12 protein-coding genes are annotated in these 13,975 nt (G+C 46.5%); 5 read left to right on the forward strand and 7 right to left on the reverse strand.

What is annotated here, in order from left to right; translation table 11 throughout:
• Window positions 1–337 precede the first annotated feature (337 nt).
• Together QFZ51_RS29205 and QFZ51_RS29210 are read left to right on the forward strand one after the other, a co-directional pair.
• Window positions 338–3,487 carry a SusC/RagA family TonB-linked outer membrane protein gene (locus tag QFZ51_RS29205; protein WP_429050957.1) on the forward strand — a complete coding sequence of 1,050 codons (3,150 nt, stop codon included), beginning with the start codon at window positions 338–340 and terminating at the stop codon, window positions 3,485–3,487.
• Window positions 3,488–3,516: 29 nt separating this feature from the next.
• The gene (locus QFZ51_RS29210; protein WP_370912328.1) at window positions 3,517–5,118 is read left to right on the forward strand and encodes a SusD/RagB family nutrient-binding outer membrane lipoprotein; all 1,602 of its coding nucleotides are present in this window, start codon (window positions 3,517–3,519) and stop codon (window positions 5,116–5,118) included.
• Window positions 5,119–5,426: 308 nt separating this feature from the next.
• On the opposite strand, the gene QFZ51_RS29215 is transcribed toward QFZ51_RS29210, so the two are convergent.
• The 3 genes from QFZ51_RS29215 to QFZ51_RS29225 form a co-directional block, all read right to left on the reverse strand.
• Window positions 5,427–6,239, reverse strand: a complete 813-nt coding sequence (locus tag QFZ51_RS29215) for an alpha/beta hydrolase (RefSeq protein ID WP_429050959.1) — start codon at window positions 6,237–6,239, stop codon at window positions 5,427–5,429.
• Window positions 6,240–6,322: 83 nt separating this feature from the next.
• Window positions 6,323–8,647, reverse strand: coding sequence for a M1 family metallopeptidase (locus QFZ51_RS29220; protein ID WP_429050960.1), 2,325 nt, complete (start codon window positions 8,645–8,647; stop codon window positions 6,323–6,325).
• An 8-nt stretch (window positions 8,648–8,655) separates the two neighbouring features.
• On the reverse strand, window positions 8,656–9,237 hold the full coding sequence (locus tag QFZ51_RS29225) for a HupE/UreJ family protein (protein WP_429050962.1): 582 nt from the start codon (window positions 9,235–9,237) through the stop codon (window positions 8,656–8,658).
• A gap of 68 nt (window positions 9,238–9,305) precedes the next feature.
• Between QFZ51_RS29225 and QFZ51_RS29230 the strand changes: the two genes are divergently transcribed.
• The 3 genes from QFZ51_RS29230 to QFZ51_RS29240 all read left to right on the forward strand — a co-directional run bounded on the left by QFZ51_RS29230 (window position 9,306) and on the right by QFZ51_RS29240 (window position 10,605).
• Window positions 9,306–9,794: a DUF6702 family protein gene (locus QFZ51_RS29230; RefSeq protein ID WP_429050964.1), complete on the forward strand. Its 489-nt coding sequence runs from the start codon at window positions 9,306–9,308 to the stop codon at window positions 9,792–9,794.
• An 84-nt stretch (window positions 9,795–9,878) separates the two neighbouring features.
• Window positions 9,879–10,154, forward strand: coding sequence for a type II toxin-antitoxin system HigB family toxin (locus tag QFZ51_RS29235; RefSeq protein ID WP_429050966.1), 276 nt, complete (start codon window positions 9,879–9,881; stop codon window positions 10,152–10,154).
• A gap of 70 nt (window positions 10,155–10,224) precedes the next feature.
• Window positions 10,225–10,605 carry a helix-turn-helix domain-containing protein gene (locus QFZ51_RS29240; protein WP_370912321.1) on the forward strand — a complete coding sequence of 127 codons (381 nt, stop codon included), beginning with the start codon at window positions 10,225–10,227 and terminating at the stop codon, window positions 10,603–10,605.
• Here QFZ51_RS29240 and QFZ51_RS29245 read toward each other — a convergent pair.
• From QFZ51_RS29245 to QFZ51_RS29260, 4 genes are read right to left on the reverse strand one after another with little or no spacing between them, the layout of a single operon-like run.
• A complete protein-coding gene (locus tag QFZ51_RS29245) occupies window positions 10,602–11,894 on the reverse strand; it encodes a phenylacetate--CoA ligase family protein (protein WP_429050968.1) in 1,293 nt (430 codons plus the stop codon). The two genes, QFZ51_RS29240 and QFZ51_RS29245, sit on opposite strands and share 4 nt — an antisense overlap.
• Before the next feature lie 11 nt (window positions 11,895–11,905).
• On the reverse strand, window positions 11,906–12,283 hold the full coding sequence (locus QFZ51_RS29250; protein WP_370912319.1) for a holo-ACP synthase: 378 nt from the start codon (window positions 12,281–12,283) through the stop codon (window positions 11,906–11,908).
• Window positions 12,284–12,288: 5 nt separating this feature from the next.
• Window positions 12,289–12,765, reverse strand: a complete 477-nt coding sequence (locus QFZ51_RS29255) for a hypothetical protein (RefSeq protein ID WP_429050969.1) — start codon at window positions 12,763–12,765, stop codon at window positions 12,289–12,291.
• Window positions 12,749–13,975, reverse strand: coding sequence for a C45 family autoproteolytic acyltransferase/hydolase (locus QFZ51_RS29260; RefSeq protein ID WP_429050971.1), 1,227 nt, complete (start codon window positions 13,973–13,975; stop codon window positions 12,749–12,751). The genes QFZ51_RS29255 and QFZ51_RS29260 overlap by 17 nt, the downstream gene beginning before the upstream one ends.

The following is a 13,975-nucleotide window of genomic DNA, read 5'->3' on the forward strand; positions in this document are numbered from 1 at the left end:
ACTCCGCACGACTCCTTTCCGGAAGCGCCACATTTGAACGCTTTATGCTACGCAGCCTGTAAAAAACAGACGTTATTAAAAACAACATTTCATGTAAGGAAAACACATAACAACAAACTGCTTTGCTCAACCCGGTCAACACATTGCCATAAGCGATGAGGCCTTGCACGCCCCTATAGGCCGGTAAATGCATGTAACACGAAGAAAAAACAGCCGCTAAAGGATGGTACGCGCCATGCTAACGGACATCTCATTTCCAAACAATGCACGCAATAAAAAAATGGTCAGTTTAATTCAACAATACAAATCCCATTTATTAACCAAAAAAAAGGCAAGTATGAAAAAAAACCTACGCCTTATGAAAGTGTGCGCTATGACCGGTCTGGCCCTCACTTCCATATTAGCAGACAGTGCATATGTGAAGGCAGCCAGCTATGTATGGTCGCCCGCATCTTCATTCCGTAGCACTTTCCAGGAAAAAGAAATCAGCGGCACCGTAAAGGACAGCAAAGGCAATCCTCTTCCTGGTGTTACTGTACAAATTAAAGGCGCCTCCAAAGGCACCCAAACAAGCGCAGAAGGTAAATATCACATCAATGCCAAAACCGGTGATGTACTTGTTTTCAGCTATGTTGGTTTTGCCATTAAAGAAAGTACCGTTGGCACCAGCGCTACCCTCAATGCTACCCTGGAAGACAATGTAAGAGGACTGAATGAACTGGTAGTTACCGCGCTGGGCATCCAGCGTAAAGCAAAGGATCTCACCTACTCTACCCAGCAGGTAAAAGGAGAAGATCTCACGAATGTAAAAGAAACAAACGTTATCAATAGTTTATCCGGTAAGGTATCCGGATTGCAGATCAACCGCAGCGCTTCCGGTGTGGGCGGCTCTGCCAGGGTGATTTTACGCGGACAAAAATCTATCCGTGAAAACCAGCCGCTGTACGTGATCGATGGAGTACCCATCGCGAACTTCACCAGCGCACAGCCAGGTGATCTCTGGGGACAAGCATCAGGCGCTTCCTCCGGTGGACGCGATGGTGGCGACATCCTGAGCACCATCAACCCGGACGATATTGAAAGCATCAACGTACTGAAAGGCGCTTCTGCATCTGCACTGTACGGCAGCCAGGCGGGTAATGGTGTGATCATCATTACTACCAAAAAAGGGAAAGCCGGTCAGGCAAAAGTGAACTTCTCTTCTAACTTCACTATCGACAGACCTGCATATCTGCCCGAATCACAAAACTCCTATCTTCAAACCGGCGCCGGCACTATTGATAGCTGGGGTAAAGCAGGCAGCAGTAAGGAAATTGTAAAAGACTTCTTCAAAACAGGCACCACCTGGATCAACTCAGTAAATGTAGCCGGCGGTACAGAAAAGGCACAAACCTATTTCTCCTACTCCAATACCACGAATACAGGAATAATGCCTACTGCAAAGTATGGTCAGCATACGCTCAACTTTAGGGAAACAGGTACTTTCCTCAACGATAAACTGAACATTGACGCGAATGTGCAGATGACCACACAAAATGCACATAACCGCCCTACTTCCGGTTTATACTATAACCCGCTTACCGGTTTATACATCTTCCCAAGAGGACTGGACTTCGAAAGTTATAAAAACAATTACGAATACTTTTCTGCCCAACGTAACGTGAACATGCAGAACTGGTGGAATATCAATTATGATAAGGGCCAGGCGGGAGAAGACTTTCAACAGAATCCATACTGGATCCTCAACAGGAACGTCACTGAAAACAGGAAAGATAACCTGATTGCTTCGCTGAGCTTACGTTATGCTATCAACGACTGGTTAAATGTACAGGTACGTGGTAACGCCAACAAAGCATGGGATAAATATGAACTGAAAGCAAATGCCGGTACACAAACTACCATTGCAGATGCCAACGGCCGTTATACCTACGATTACCTGACCAGCACACAATACTACGGAGATCTGTTAGTATCGGGTAACAGGAAACTGTCCGATAAACTCGGGTTCAATTTCACTGCCGGAACCAGCATCAACGACCTTAAACAAGACCGTACCTTTATAGATTCCAAAGACGGCGACCTCGCCTTTGCCAACGTATTCCACATTGGTAACCTGAACCTGAGCCCTGCCGCAAAATTAACGCCCACAGGCGCCAGAAGGCAGATCCAGTCGGTATTTGCAACAGCGGGTGTGAACCTGAGCGAAAAAGTATTCCTGGACCTGACCGCCCGTAACGACTGGTCATCCACCATGGCTTATACCCCTTCCATGAAGAAAGGTTACCTGTATTATTCAGCTGGTTTAAATACTATTCTGAGTGATGTATTTAAGATGCCTTCCGCGATCACGTATTCAAAGATCCGCGCATCTTATGCGAAGGTGGGTAACGACGTGGACCAGTTTGTAACACGCCCTACCAACCAGATCATTTCCGGAACGCTGATATCAAACATTGCCGGTCCTTTTGGCGGTGTGGCGCTGAAACCAGAGATCACCACTTCCGTTGAAATCGGCACAGAGTGGAGATTCTTCGACAATCGCCTGAACCTGGATGTGACCTGGTATAATTCACACACCAAAGACCAGTACTTCGACTTCCCCGTATCCGTAGGTTACCTGTATCCTAATGCTTACCTGAATGCAGGTGATGTACAGAATACCGGTATAGAAGCCACGCTGGGTTTCCAGGTAGTTAAACAGAAGAACGTGGGCTGGAATACCGCCTTCAACTTCACCCGTAACAGGAATAAACTTATCAAACTGGCGCCGCAGTTAAACGGTGATTATACCCTCACACCAAGAGGCGATAACGTTAATACATATGCGCTAGTACTACATGAAGGAAGCTCCTATGGCGACATCTACGGCAGGAAAGCAGTGCGCAGTGAAAGCGGTGCACTCGTAATAGATGACGAAACCGGTAAGCCAAAAGCAAAAGACGGCAAACTGGAATACCTCGGTAATCCCACACCAGACTTCCTCCTGGGATGGAGCAATACTATCAACTGGAAAAAGTTCAATGTAAACATCCTGGTAGATGGCCGCTTTGGTGGTAAAGTAATGAGTATTACCCAGGCCATGATGGACCAGTATGGCGTATCAAAAGCAAGCGCAGATGCCCGCAATAACGGTGGTGTGGATGTACCTGCTGTTTATGCCAGTGGTAAAGCATACACCGGAAAAGTTCCTGCAGATCTCTACTACCAGGGCATTGGCGGTCGCGCAGGCATCACTGAATTCTACATGTATGATGCTACCAACATCCGTTTAAGAGAATTATCCATCAGCTATAATTTCGCATTGAAACCAGGATTCTTCAAAGACATGAAGCTTGGACTGGTAGGACGTAACCTGTTCTTCATCACTAAAAAAGCGCCTTACGATCCTGAATTGAGCATGAGTACCGGCAATGGTGTACAAGGTGTGGATGTATTTGGTTTACCATCTACCCGCAGCTTTGGATTGAACCTGAAATGTGCATTTTAACCTGATTAAGAACAACAAAAACAAGAGCTATGAATTATAAAATATTCAAAATAGCTGGTCTGGCGATGGCAGCCACACTATGCTTCAGCAGCTGTACCAAAAACTTTGAAGACATCAACAAAAATCCATACGGCTCCACTGATGAGGAGTTAGCGGCTGATTTCGCCCTGGTACCTGCCCTACTGCAACAGGCACAACGCAGTATTTACCTGTATCAGCCGGCGCCAACCTTCCAGCTGCAACAAAATCTCCTGAGCGATATTTACAGTGGTTACATGATGTCTCCTACTCCATTTGGCGGCAACATCAACAACATCACATACAGCTTCGTGGATGGCTGGATCAACACTACTTTCAGCACCGGCTATACCAATGTAATGAACCCCTGCTATAAAGTAGCCGGTTTTACAAAAGGTAAAGTACCCGATAGCTACGCCATGTCGCTGATCGTGAAGGTGGAAGCCATGCATCGTACCTCCGATATCTTTGGCCCCATCATCTACAGCAAATACAATACACCCAGCGGTGATGGTTCTGTTGAGTACGACAGCCAGAAGGATGTTTATTATACCTTCTTTGAAGAACTGAAAACAGCGATCGATATTCTAACGCCGCTGGCCGATAAACCGTCTACAGAGCTGTTTAAAAAATCAGATCTCGTATACGGTGGTAATTACAAACAATGGTTACAGTTTGCCAATACCCTCCGCTTAAGACTCGCACTGCGTATCGTAAACGTAGATGCTGCAAAAGCCAAGCTGGAAGGTGAAGCCGCACTCGCCAATGCCGGCGGACTGCTGCAAACTTACAAAGATAACTTCACGGTGGATATCGGAAGCACCACGCATCCACTGAACACCATCTGCGGCTCCTGGGGCGATATTTTAATGGGCGCACCCATTGGTACTTATCTCGGTGGTTACAACGATCCACGCCTGCCCCTGTACTTCAAGAAAGCAGTGGACCCTGCTGTAAAAGACAGGTACATCGGTATCCGTAATGGTATTAACATTGACGGTAAGGCACGTTACGCCGACTATTCGAAACTGGTAGACCTGCCTGGTAAACTGCAACTGGTAACAGCTGCCGAAGCCTGGTTCCTGAAAGCAGAAGCCGCCATCCGCGGATGGGCAGGCGCCGGTAATGCACAAACCAACTACGAAACAGGTATCCAGACATCCTTTAATCAATATTCATTAGGCAGCGCCAGCACTTACTACAACAATGCCACTTCCCTGCCTGCAGAATACATTGATCCCAAAGCCATGACTGCCGGACAAAATGATATTAAGAAGGGTTCACAGTACCTGAGCACTGTTACCATTAAATGGGAAGAAGGCGTTACACTCGACAGGAAGCTGGAACGAATCATTACCCAGAAATGGATCGCTAACTTTCCTGAAGGACAGGAAGCATGGAGTGAGTTCCGCCGCACCGGTTATCCTAAACTGTTCCCTGTTGTTGTGAATAACAGCGGTGGAAAAGTAAGTACAACTGATTTCGTTCGCAGGGCGCCATTCCCAAGTAACGAGTACTCTACCAACGGTGCTGCTGTTGCGAAAGCCGTGAGTACCCTAAGCGAACCAAAAGACGTAGGTGGTACCCATCTGTGGTGGGATCCGAAAAAATAATTACCAGACATTCTTATTTTGAATCGCGTGCATAAAAAAGGCCGGTCCTGTTGAGGACCGGCAGCGAATTTTGTCTTTCGCGGATTTTGTCTTGGCTCAGGATTACGCTGATTATACTGATTAGCTGGATTTTTACTTTTTGGATTTTTTTGGATTTTTAGATTAATAATTAAGGGAGATAGAAGCGGATATATTCGCTTTTATCTCCCTTAATCCTTTATAAAATCCAAAAGTAAAAATCAAACTAATCAGTATAATCAGCGTAATCCTGAGCCAAGACAAAATCCGCGAAAGACAAAATCCGCTCTTTACCTTTGAAAGAACTCGTGGAAAAACAACAGCTGGTATTTCACTGCGTTAGCCCAGTATTTCCAGTTGTGTTCTCCCGGGCGCTCCGTATAATCGTGGTCGATACCCGCCAGTAATAATTTTTTATGAAGATCCCGGTTTACATCGATGAAGAAGTCTTTCACCCCGCAATCGATGATGATGGACAATGCGCCGGATTTGAGGCTATCTACCTGCTTGAGGACCGTATAGTCGTACCAGTTAGCGCCATCTGTTCCGGGTTCACCCAGGCGTTTTTTCAGATCCCAGTTTTTTGGGAAGGGGCGGAAATCCACGCCGCCGCTCATGCTGCCGGCGGCTCCAAATACATCCTGGTGGCGGATGGCAAGAAACATAGCACCATGGCCACCCATGCTTAAACCGGCGATGGCCCTGTGAGCGGGTTCGGGTAAGGTTTGGTAATGCTGGTCAATGTATTGTGGAATTTCCTTCGACACATAGGTTTCAAAACGCATAGAGCTGTCTACGGGGCTGTCGAAATACCAGCTGGTTACCGCGCCATCGGGGCATACGATCATGCACTGATAGGTGTCTGCCAGCTCTTTGATAATGGGGACATTGGTTACCCAGTTAGCGAAGTTGCCACCGGCGCCATGCAGCAGGTATACCACCGGGTAGCGCTGCGTGCCGTTTTTATAGGTATTGGGGGTGATGACCACGCATTTGTAGGCGCGCTGCATTTTGCCGCTGTGAATAGAAACGGTATCTACATCCGCGGCCCTGGCTGTTTGTGCCAGGCATATCAACAATAAAAATCGGGCTATTACTTTCATAACTCGGGCTTTTAAAAGAATCTAAAAAATATAGCGGCTACCATACCAGGATGATAGCCGCCACAAAATATAAAATAGCTTGTTTATTTTGTATTTGCTTTCTTCATCGGGTTATCACCACTGGAAGCGCCACGAATACCGCCCGATGATTTAAACAACTCAAACCTGGAGGGTGCGGCCTCCCGCGGCCAGCTGTTGTTGCTTTCATCGATATCGGCTGTTTCACGTAATGGGTCGAGCTTCACGGCTACTACCTCTTTATCTTTTGCAAACACCTTTGTAACGGTGTTTTCATCTTTGCGCCAGATGTAGGCAGAGATCCGGTCGGTTTCTTTGGTACCATCTGCAAACGTCCACTCAATGATGAGCGGCATCACCAGCCCTCCTTTATTAGAGAATGTCAGCTGGTAAAAGTTCTTCTTACTGTCGTACAAGGCTTTTTCTTCTTTGCTCAGGCCGTTATAGAACTGCGTGTAAGCCGCTTTATCTTCCTGGCTTACCTCGAAGCGGTTCCATTTGCTGTAGAAGTCCTGCAGGCTGGTATCCTGGTCCACCGTGTATTTTACGCCGGCCGCCTTATTTCTCTGCCTTGCTACGTGATCCATATTTTTATCGTAGGCTGCCTGCGCTGTTTTAGCTGTTTCTTCCGGGTTTTTACCATCCATGCGATACCATTTGAGGCTGTCGATAGAGATATCCACCGGTTCCGTTCCGAAGAACCATCCGCGCCAGAACCAATCCAGGTCTACTGCAGAGGCATCTTCCATGGTACGGAAGAAATCGGCCGGTGTGGGATGTTTGAAGGCCCAGCGGCGTGCGTATTCACGAAATGCAAAATCAAACAGGTCGCGGCCCATGATGGTTTCGCGGAGAATATTCAATCCTGTAGCCGGTTTTGCATAGGCATTAGGCCCAAACTGCACGATGTTCTCGGAGTTTGTCATGATGGGCTCCAGCTGATCTTTCGGCATCTTCATATAATCCACGATCTTATGAGCAGGCCCGCGGGAAGAAGGGAAGTTACTGTCCCACTCCTGTTCCGCCATAAACTGGCAGAAGGTATTGAGGCCTTCATCCATCCAGGTCCACTGCCTTTCATCGGAGTTCACGATCATGGGAAAGAAGTTGTGCCCCACTTCATGCGTGATCACGCCAATCATCCCGTTCTTTGTTGACTCACTGTAGGTACCGTCTTTATCGGCGCGTCCATAGTTAAAACAGATCATTGGATATTCCATGCCGTTGGCCGCTTCTACGGAAATAGCCACCGGGTAAGGATACGGAATAGTATGTTTGGAGTAGGACTGAAGGGTATGCGCCACTACTTTGGAAGAATAACGGCGGTAGAGCGGGTAGGCTTCCGGCCCGTAGTACGACATGGCCATTACTTTGTTGCCTTCCACGTTGGTAGCCAGGGCATCCCATACGATGCGACGGGAAGATACCCAGGCGAAGTCGCGCACATTCTGCGCTTCATATACCCAGGTGTTTGTTTTGCCGGCGTGGCCCTGCATGGCTTTCTTTGCGTCGTCGAGGCTCACCACTTCAACAGGCTCTTTACTGTTCTGCGCCTGTTGCCAGCGCTGGTATTGGGCCGGTGTGAGTACTTCTTTATAGTTCTGGCATTCACCGGTGGCGCCCACTACGTGATCTGCAGGAACGGTCATGCGTACACGAAAGTTCCCAAAGGTGAGGGCAAATTCTCCCCTGCCGGTAAACTGCTTGTTCTGCCAGCCCTGGAAGTCGGAATATACTGCCAGTCGCGGATACCACTGGGAAATGGTGTACAGGTAATTTTTATCTTCCTGGAAATATTCATACCCTCCGCGGCCCCCGATGGTCATGCGATCGGAAATATTATACCACCAGGATACTTTAAACCGGTACTTCTCACCGGGCATCAATGGCTTTGGCAGGTCGATGCGGAGCATGGTCTGGTTGATAGTATAAGGTAGTGCTTTACCATCAGCATCTGTGAGCTTTACAATCTTTACGCCCAGGTCTTTCCCGGAAGGCAGAATGCTGTTCAACGTAGCCAGCGTCATTTTATCAGACATACGGCTTTCATTGAACTGCTGGTTATCGCTTTTGCTGTCGTGTTCATTCTCGTCGAGCTGTAGCCACAGGTAGGTGAGCGGATCGGGAGAATTGTTAAAGTAGGTGATGGTCTCTGCGCCGGTGAGTTTCTGCTGCTCATCATCCAGTTGCGCCTCGATGTCGTAATCCGCTCTTTGCTGCCAGTATTTAGGGCCGGGAGCGCCGGAGGCCGAGCGGTACATGTTGGGTGTTTGCAGCATTGTTCCCAGCTGCTCAAAACGGTTGCCATGGTTGGATCCCGGGTTACTTTGCGCCTGCAGCAACAAAACGCTGCAACACAATACCCCCGCGAGGTAAAGTTGTTTTCTCATAAACAGTATTATATAAACAGTGCTCTTACGCTTTGAATGATCATTAAAAATGCGACGCCAAAGGTGGCAGAAGAAAGGAACATGTTCCAATCCCGGCGTTTTACGCCTCCAAAATTCACGATCGCAGAGGAAATGAGCAGTATGCACATCACAATGATGATCTGCCCGAACTCCAGTCCTAAATTGAATCCCAGCAGTGGCTTTACAATATCTGCCTGGCTTCCCAGCAAACTTTTCAGATAATTGGAAAATCCCAGTCCGTGAATTAAACCGAAAAATAAGGCGTAAAAATAGTTCAGCTGCAGCTTTTGCGGCTCATCGTCTTTCCGGATAATGTTAGAAACAGCTGTTACACAAATAGTGACCGGTATCAGGAACTCAATAAGCGCCGCGGGTATACGGATAATATGTAACACACTCAAAGCCAGCGTAATAGAATGACCGATAGTAAATGCAGTCACCAATACCAGGACTTTCCTCCAGTCACGCAGCAGGTAAATGGCACTCAACGCTATTACAAAAAGAATATGGTCATACGCATCCCAGTTTATAATATGTTGCCACCCCAGCTGAAAATACAACTCATCCATTGTTCCCTTTTCTATAATTTTGGTAATTATAAAAAGTAAAAGTTAATTTTTTTTAAAATCTTAGTCCAGTGGGTTTATTATTATGTAAATGGTGGATGACTTTGTGGCTCACAGCCCTGCACCCCTTCTATGCGAGCGTGACAGAGATTTCGCACGACGCCGGTAAAAAGGAACTGCAGGTAAGCTGCCGCATTTTTACAGATGACCTGGAAAATACCCTTAAAGCTCAGTATAAAATTCCTCTGGATATCACCCACCCTGCCAACCGGAAACAGGTGGAGAGCTATATTTCCGCCTATCTTTCCCAGCACCTCACGATCACACTCGACGGTAAAAATGTTCCCCTGCACTTCATTGGCTATAAAATAGAAGAAGATGCCGTGTGGAGCTTTCTGGAAGCGGAAAATGTGCCCACGCCAAAACAGGTACAGGTAAAGAATAACCTGTTGTATGAACGCCACGCTACGCAAACAAACATGGTGCATGTGCTGGTGGGCGGAGAGCGGAAAAGTGTGAAGCTGGATAACCCGAAAGAGGTGGCGGTGATGGGGTTTTAGACCATAAAGAACAAATTTCAAAAATATAAATTAAATTTCATTTATTGAAATTTAATTTATACCTTCGAGAGGTAAACTCTTGTTATGGTGATCGTTTCGAAAACTGCAATCAATGAGTTTTCCTTAAAACATCCAGACGCTGTTGACCCTTTATTATACTGGTATTATATTAGTAAACTGGCTGACTGGTCAAAGTTTTCGGATATAAAGGAAAGCTTTAATACTGTAGACTATATTGGTGACGACTTATATGTTTTTGATATAGGTGGAAATAAATTCAGACTAATAGCAAGGATTTTCTTTCGTGTCCGAACCGTATATATAAGATTTATGGTACTCACAAAGAATATGATAAGGTAAAACCTGACTCGCTTTAATAACAGGCCCATCTGCACATGGGGTGATGTGTGCACACAGTAAAAACGATAATATGAAAAAGTTACCCAACCCTTCCTTTTCTACTGAAAAAGAGTATGCTGCCGCAATGCAACGTATTCACCTATTAATGAAAAAAGGTGAATCCAATTTAAGTGCTAATGAATTAAAAGAACTTCAACAACTTTCCATCGCTGCTGAGCATTATGAAGATACACGTTATCCAATCCCTAAGCCAACTACATTGGCTGGCATGATAGCATTAAAAATGTTTGAAATGAAACTCAAACAAAAAGAGATGGCAAGTATGTTGGATATAGGAGAAGCCAAATTTTCACAGATATTAAATGGCAAACGAGATCCGGATGTGGATTTTCTGAAGAAAATTTATCACAAGCTCAAAATTGATGCAGAGTTTATTATGCAGCATGTTTAACTCCTGTTATCCAAAAACTTTACCGGCTTCCGGCTGTTCTCCGGAAACTGCATCCGCATAATATCCTGCTGACTGGTATACCGTACCTGTGGAATGACGCGCAGCTTTGCCTGCAGATATGACTTTATCTTCCGGTCCATTTCCTCTGATTCTTCCCGCGGCCACAGGTGCAGCAGTATTTCATCCGTACCAAGTTCATTGGAATACACTTCCACCACAAATTCTTTCACATCTTCCATATCATTGAGCAAATCAAACAGCGCAGGTGGATACAACGTAGTACCCTTATATTTGATCATCTGTTTTTTACGGCCTATTACGGGAGATAACCGGAGCGTATGTCTGCCGCAGGAACAGGCTTCATAATGATACTGGCAGATGTCGCCGGTTTTATAACGCAGCAGGGGCATGCCTTCCACGCCCAGGGTGGTAATAGTTACTTCGCCTTCTTCACCCGGTGCAACAGGCCGATTGTTTTCATCCAGCAACTCAACATAGAGCAGTTCCGGATGGTGATGACCGCCCTGCCCGGCTTTACATTCAGTAAAAGCAGTTTGCATTTCAGTGGATGCGTAGGTGGAATAGAGCTGGATATTCCATTGCTCCGTAATCTTCTTACCCAATACATTCAGCGAAAAATCCGTATTGCGGATATTCTCCCCAATGCAAACAGCTTTCTTTACAGACGTCTGATTGATATCTATATGATGCTCTTGGGCATAAGCAATCAGCTTTACAATAAAAGAAGGAACACCTACAATAGTGGTAGGCTGTATCCGCTGAATGTTTTCCCACTGCATGCTTGGTACACCAGGCCCCACACGCAGCACGCCCGCTCCCAGTTTACGGATGCCATAGTAATAAGCCATACCTGCCATAAACTGGCGGTCCAGCGTAAGCATGAGCTGATAGATGTCGCTATCGGTGCCATCTGCACAACAGAAAGAAATATATTCATTATAGCTTAAACGCTGCAGGTCCTTTTCTGTCAGGGCTATGATCACCGGGCGTCCTAAAGTGCCTGATGTAGTGGTGTATTCGGCTATTTTACTTTTATCTACACAAAGAAATTCCCAGTTGTGTTCCTGGAGATCTTCCTTTGTTACGGGCGGGATCTGTGAAAATGCTTCCAGCGATTGAACCTGGTCTGCAACGATGCCGTGTTTTTTAAACCATGCTTTATAGAATGGTGAAAATTCACGCAGATAACCCAGCAGGCGCATTACTTCCTTCTCCTGGTAGGCCCTGATGGCTGCTTTCGACTGTAGTTCAATATCCGGTATATACATCTGCTATAAATTTATCCTTCTAAAATCACCATTGCAACAGCGGCACTTTTTTCATGGGATAAGGATACCCATATTTTCCTGATGCCTGATGATGCATATCTGTCAGCACCATTTCCTATTAAAAATAATTCCGGTTTCCCAACTTCATTATTACGGATCTCTATTTCATCGAAGTTAACACCGCCGTTTCCCCAGCCGGTACCCAACGCTTTGAGCAGGGCTTCTTTCGCAGCAAAACGAGCGGCATAGCTTTCTGCCGGCATCGCCTGGTTTTCACAATAACTGATTTCAAAAGGAGTAAATACCAGGTTCCGGAATCCATCTCCCTTCGCCAGCTTGGCCGCGATACGCGGTACTTCTACGATATCTGTTCCGATGCCAATGATCATAGTGGTTAGCTTTTTAGTTTAGCATTGCACAGTGCCAGTTGTTTGCGGATGTGATCTTCCTCTCCTTTGGTAGCAATTACTTTTGTTAACGCCGTTTCGTAATAACCTTTCGCCTTTGCATATGCTTTCTGCTGATACTCATAATCGCCGGCCAGCACATAAGTATGATAGTAGGCCGGGTTGGAAGCGATCAATGCTTGTATATCCACTGCCTTTCCTTCTTTCAGCTGGTCTCTCAGCCTGCGGTAGGTTTCAAAGGCAAGATAATCTTTTGACAGCAGGAAACTATCAGCCGCAATGTTCTGCGCGCTGTCATATACTTCATGGTCGGTAGTAAGACCATGCATGCTGAAAATTTTATTCAGATCGTAAGCCACAAACTGTCCCAGCTGGTAAGGAGCTGTAGATACCCATACCATCCCTTTCTTAGGTTCAAATACGATTGAGTGATGTGCAATCAGCTGGTTAAATAGCTTTCTCATTCCCCATCCCGATATCGGCATTGTGTAAACCACCGCGGTCGCGCAGGATATCCACCGTTTTCTGAACAGTATTGGGTCCTTTCTCTTTCATCAGCTCTGTCAACCTTTCGTAGCGGTATTCAGAGGCGCTTTCCTTTATCTGCAGTTTGTTAGAGGCCAGGCTCCCCAGTGAATCGCCCTGGAAGTGATTGGTACAGGTAATAAAATTTTTACCGGAGCTGTACATATCCATGCCCTCAGGCGTTTTTTCAATGAGCACCGCTTTATTATCTTCCGCAGAACCTACGAGGAAAGATTCTGAAACAAACATCTTACGCTTCCGCGCAATCTCCCATGCTTCCTGGATGTTCTTCGCATATTGCAGTATTTCCCGCGCTACCAGCGATACTGGCGTAGCAGCAGCTGTAGGTACGCTGGTTTTGGCTGCATTGATCGTTACGGTAAGTCCCTTGTCGTTCATGCCGGAAACCACGCCGGTGAAGCCGCCCCAGGTGACAAACATAAAGTTGTGTCCCTTTTCAGGACGGTAGAATACCACCATCTTCTCTTCTGCAAAGGCATCACCCATGTAAAAATCGAAGTTGCGGCCGATGATCAGGTTACTGTCGGCCGATTGATCATTCCAGGTGCCGAACGACGTACAACCCACCAGCATCATGCCTTGCAGGGCATGTCCAATGTCGTGCGCTGCATGATAGTTCATCAGCCGGGCATAGTTGGTCCCGATATAATCGTAGTTGGGAGAAGCCGAAAAAGACTCTCCGTAAATTTCTTCCTTAAACTCTTCCGGCACATGATCCGCCAGGTCGCGGTTAAACCAGCCGATAAAATACTTCAGGAAATGCAGGTAAAAAGTGGACGGCACCATTTTACTGAACTGTGCCACAAATACGTCTTCCTGGCGCCGGATCAACTCCCCGGAGAGCTTACCGTTGATCACGCCTCTTTCAAACGGAGCGCCTTCCACATACATCTCGTATAAACCACTGTTGCTTTTACGGAACCAGTTGTTACCCAGTGTGTAGGCGGTGCTGTCCAGTTGGGTACGTTGCAGCTGCAATGCACGCTGGTCGGCTATTACCGGCGGCGGCATTTTACTTACCGATACCAGGTAAATGGCCAGCCCGATAAAAAGCAATACAAAAAAGCCGATGATGTATAGTAGTATGCGCCCAAATCGTCTCCAGCCGCTGCGTTTCTTATTTTTCAC

It is taken from the genome of Chitinophaga sp. W3I9 (genome assembly GCF_050434025.1).
Taxonomy (GTDB): domain Bacteria; phylum Bacteroidota; class Bacteroidia; order Chitinophagales; family Chitinophagaceae; genus Chitinophaga.

What these genes read in the sequence shown, in the direction of transcription:
- QFZ51_RS29215 (WP_429050959.1), bottom strand. Translation starts at nt 6,239, where the DNA reads ATGAAAGTAATAGCCCGATTTTTATTGTTGATATGCCTGGCACAAACA.
- QFZ51_RS29255 (WP_429050969.1), bottom strand. Translation starts at nt 12,765, where the DNA reads ATGAGAAAGCTATTTAACCAGCTGATTGCACATCACTCAATCGTATTT.
- QFZ51_RS29210 (WP_370912328.1), top strand. Translation starts at nt 3,517, where the DNA reads ATGAATTATAAAATATTCAAAATAGCTGGTCTGGCGATGGCAGCCACA.
- QFZ51_RS29245 (WP_429050968.1), bottom strand. Translation starts at nt 11,894, where the DNA reads ATGTATATACCGGATATTGAACTACAGTCGAAAGCAGCCATCAGGGCC.
- QFZ51_RS29240 (WP_370912321.1), top strand. Translation starts at nt 10,225, where the DNA reads ATGAAAAAGTTACCCAACCCTTCCTTTTCTACTGAAAAAGAGTATGCT.
- QFZ51_RS29205 (WP_429050957.1), top strand. Translation starts at nt 338, where the DNA reads ATGAAAAAAAACCTACGCCTTATGAAAGTGTGCGCTATGACCGGTCTG.
- QFZ51_RS29235 (WP_429050966.1), top strand. Translation starts at nt 9,879, where the DNA reads ATGGTGATCGTTTCGAAAACTGCAATCAATGAGTTTTCCTTAAAACAT.
- QFZ51_RS29220 (WP_429050960.1), bottom strand. Translation starts at nt 8,647, where the DNA reads ATGAGAAAACAACTTTACCTCGCGGGGGTATTGTGTTGCAGCGTTTTG.
- QFZ51_RS29225 (WP_429050962.1), bottom strand. Translation starts at nt 9,237, where the DNA reads ATGGATGAGTTGTATTTTCAGCTGGGGTGGCAACATATTATAAACTGG.
- QFZ51_RS29250 (WP_370912319.1), bottom strand. Translation starts at nt 12,283, where the DNA reads ATGATCATTGGCATCGGAACAGATATCGTAGAAGTACCGCGTATCGCG.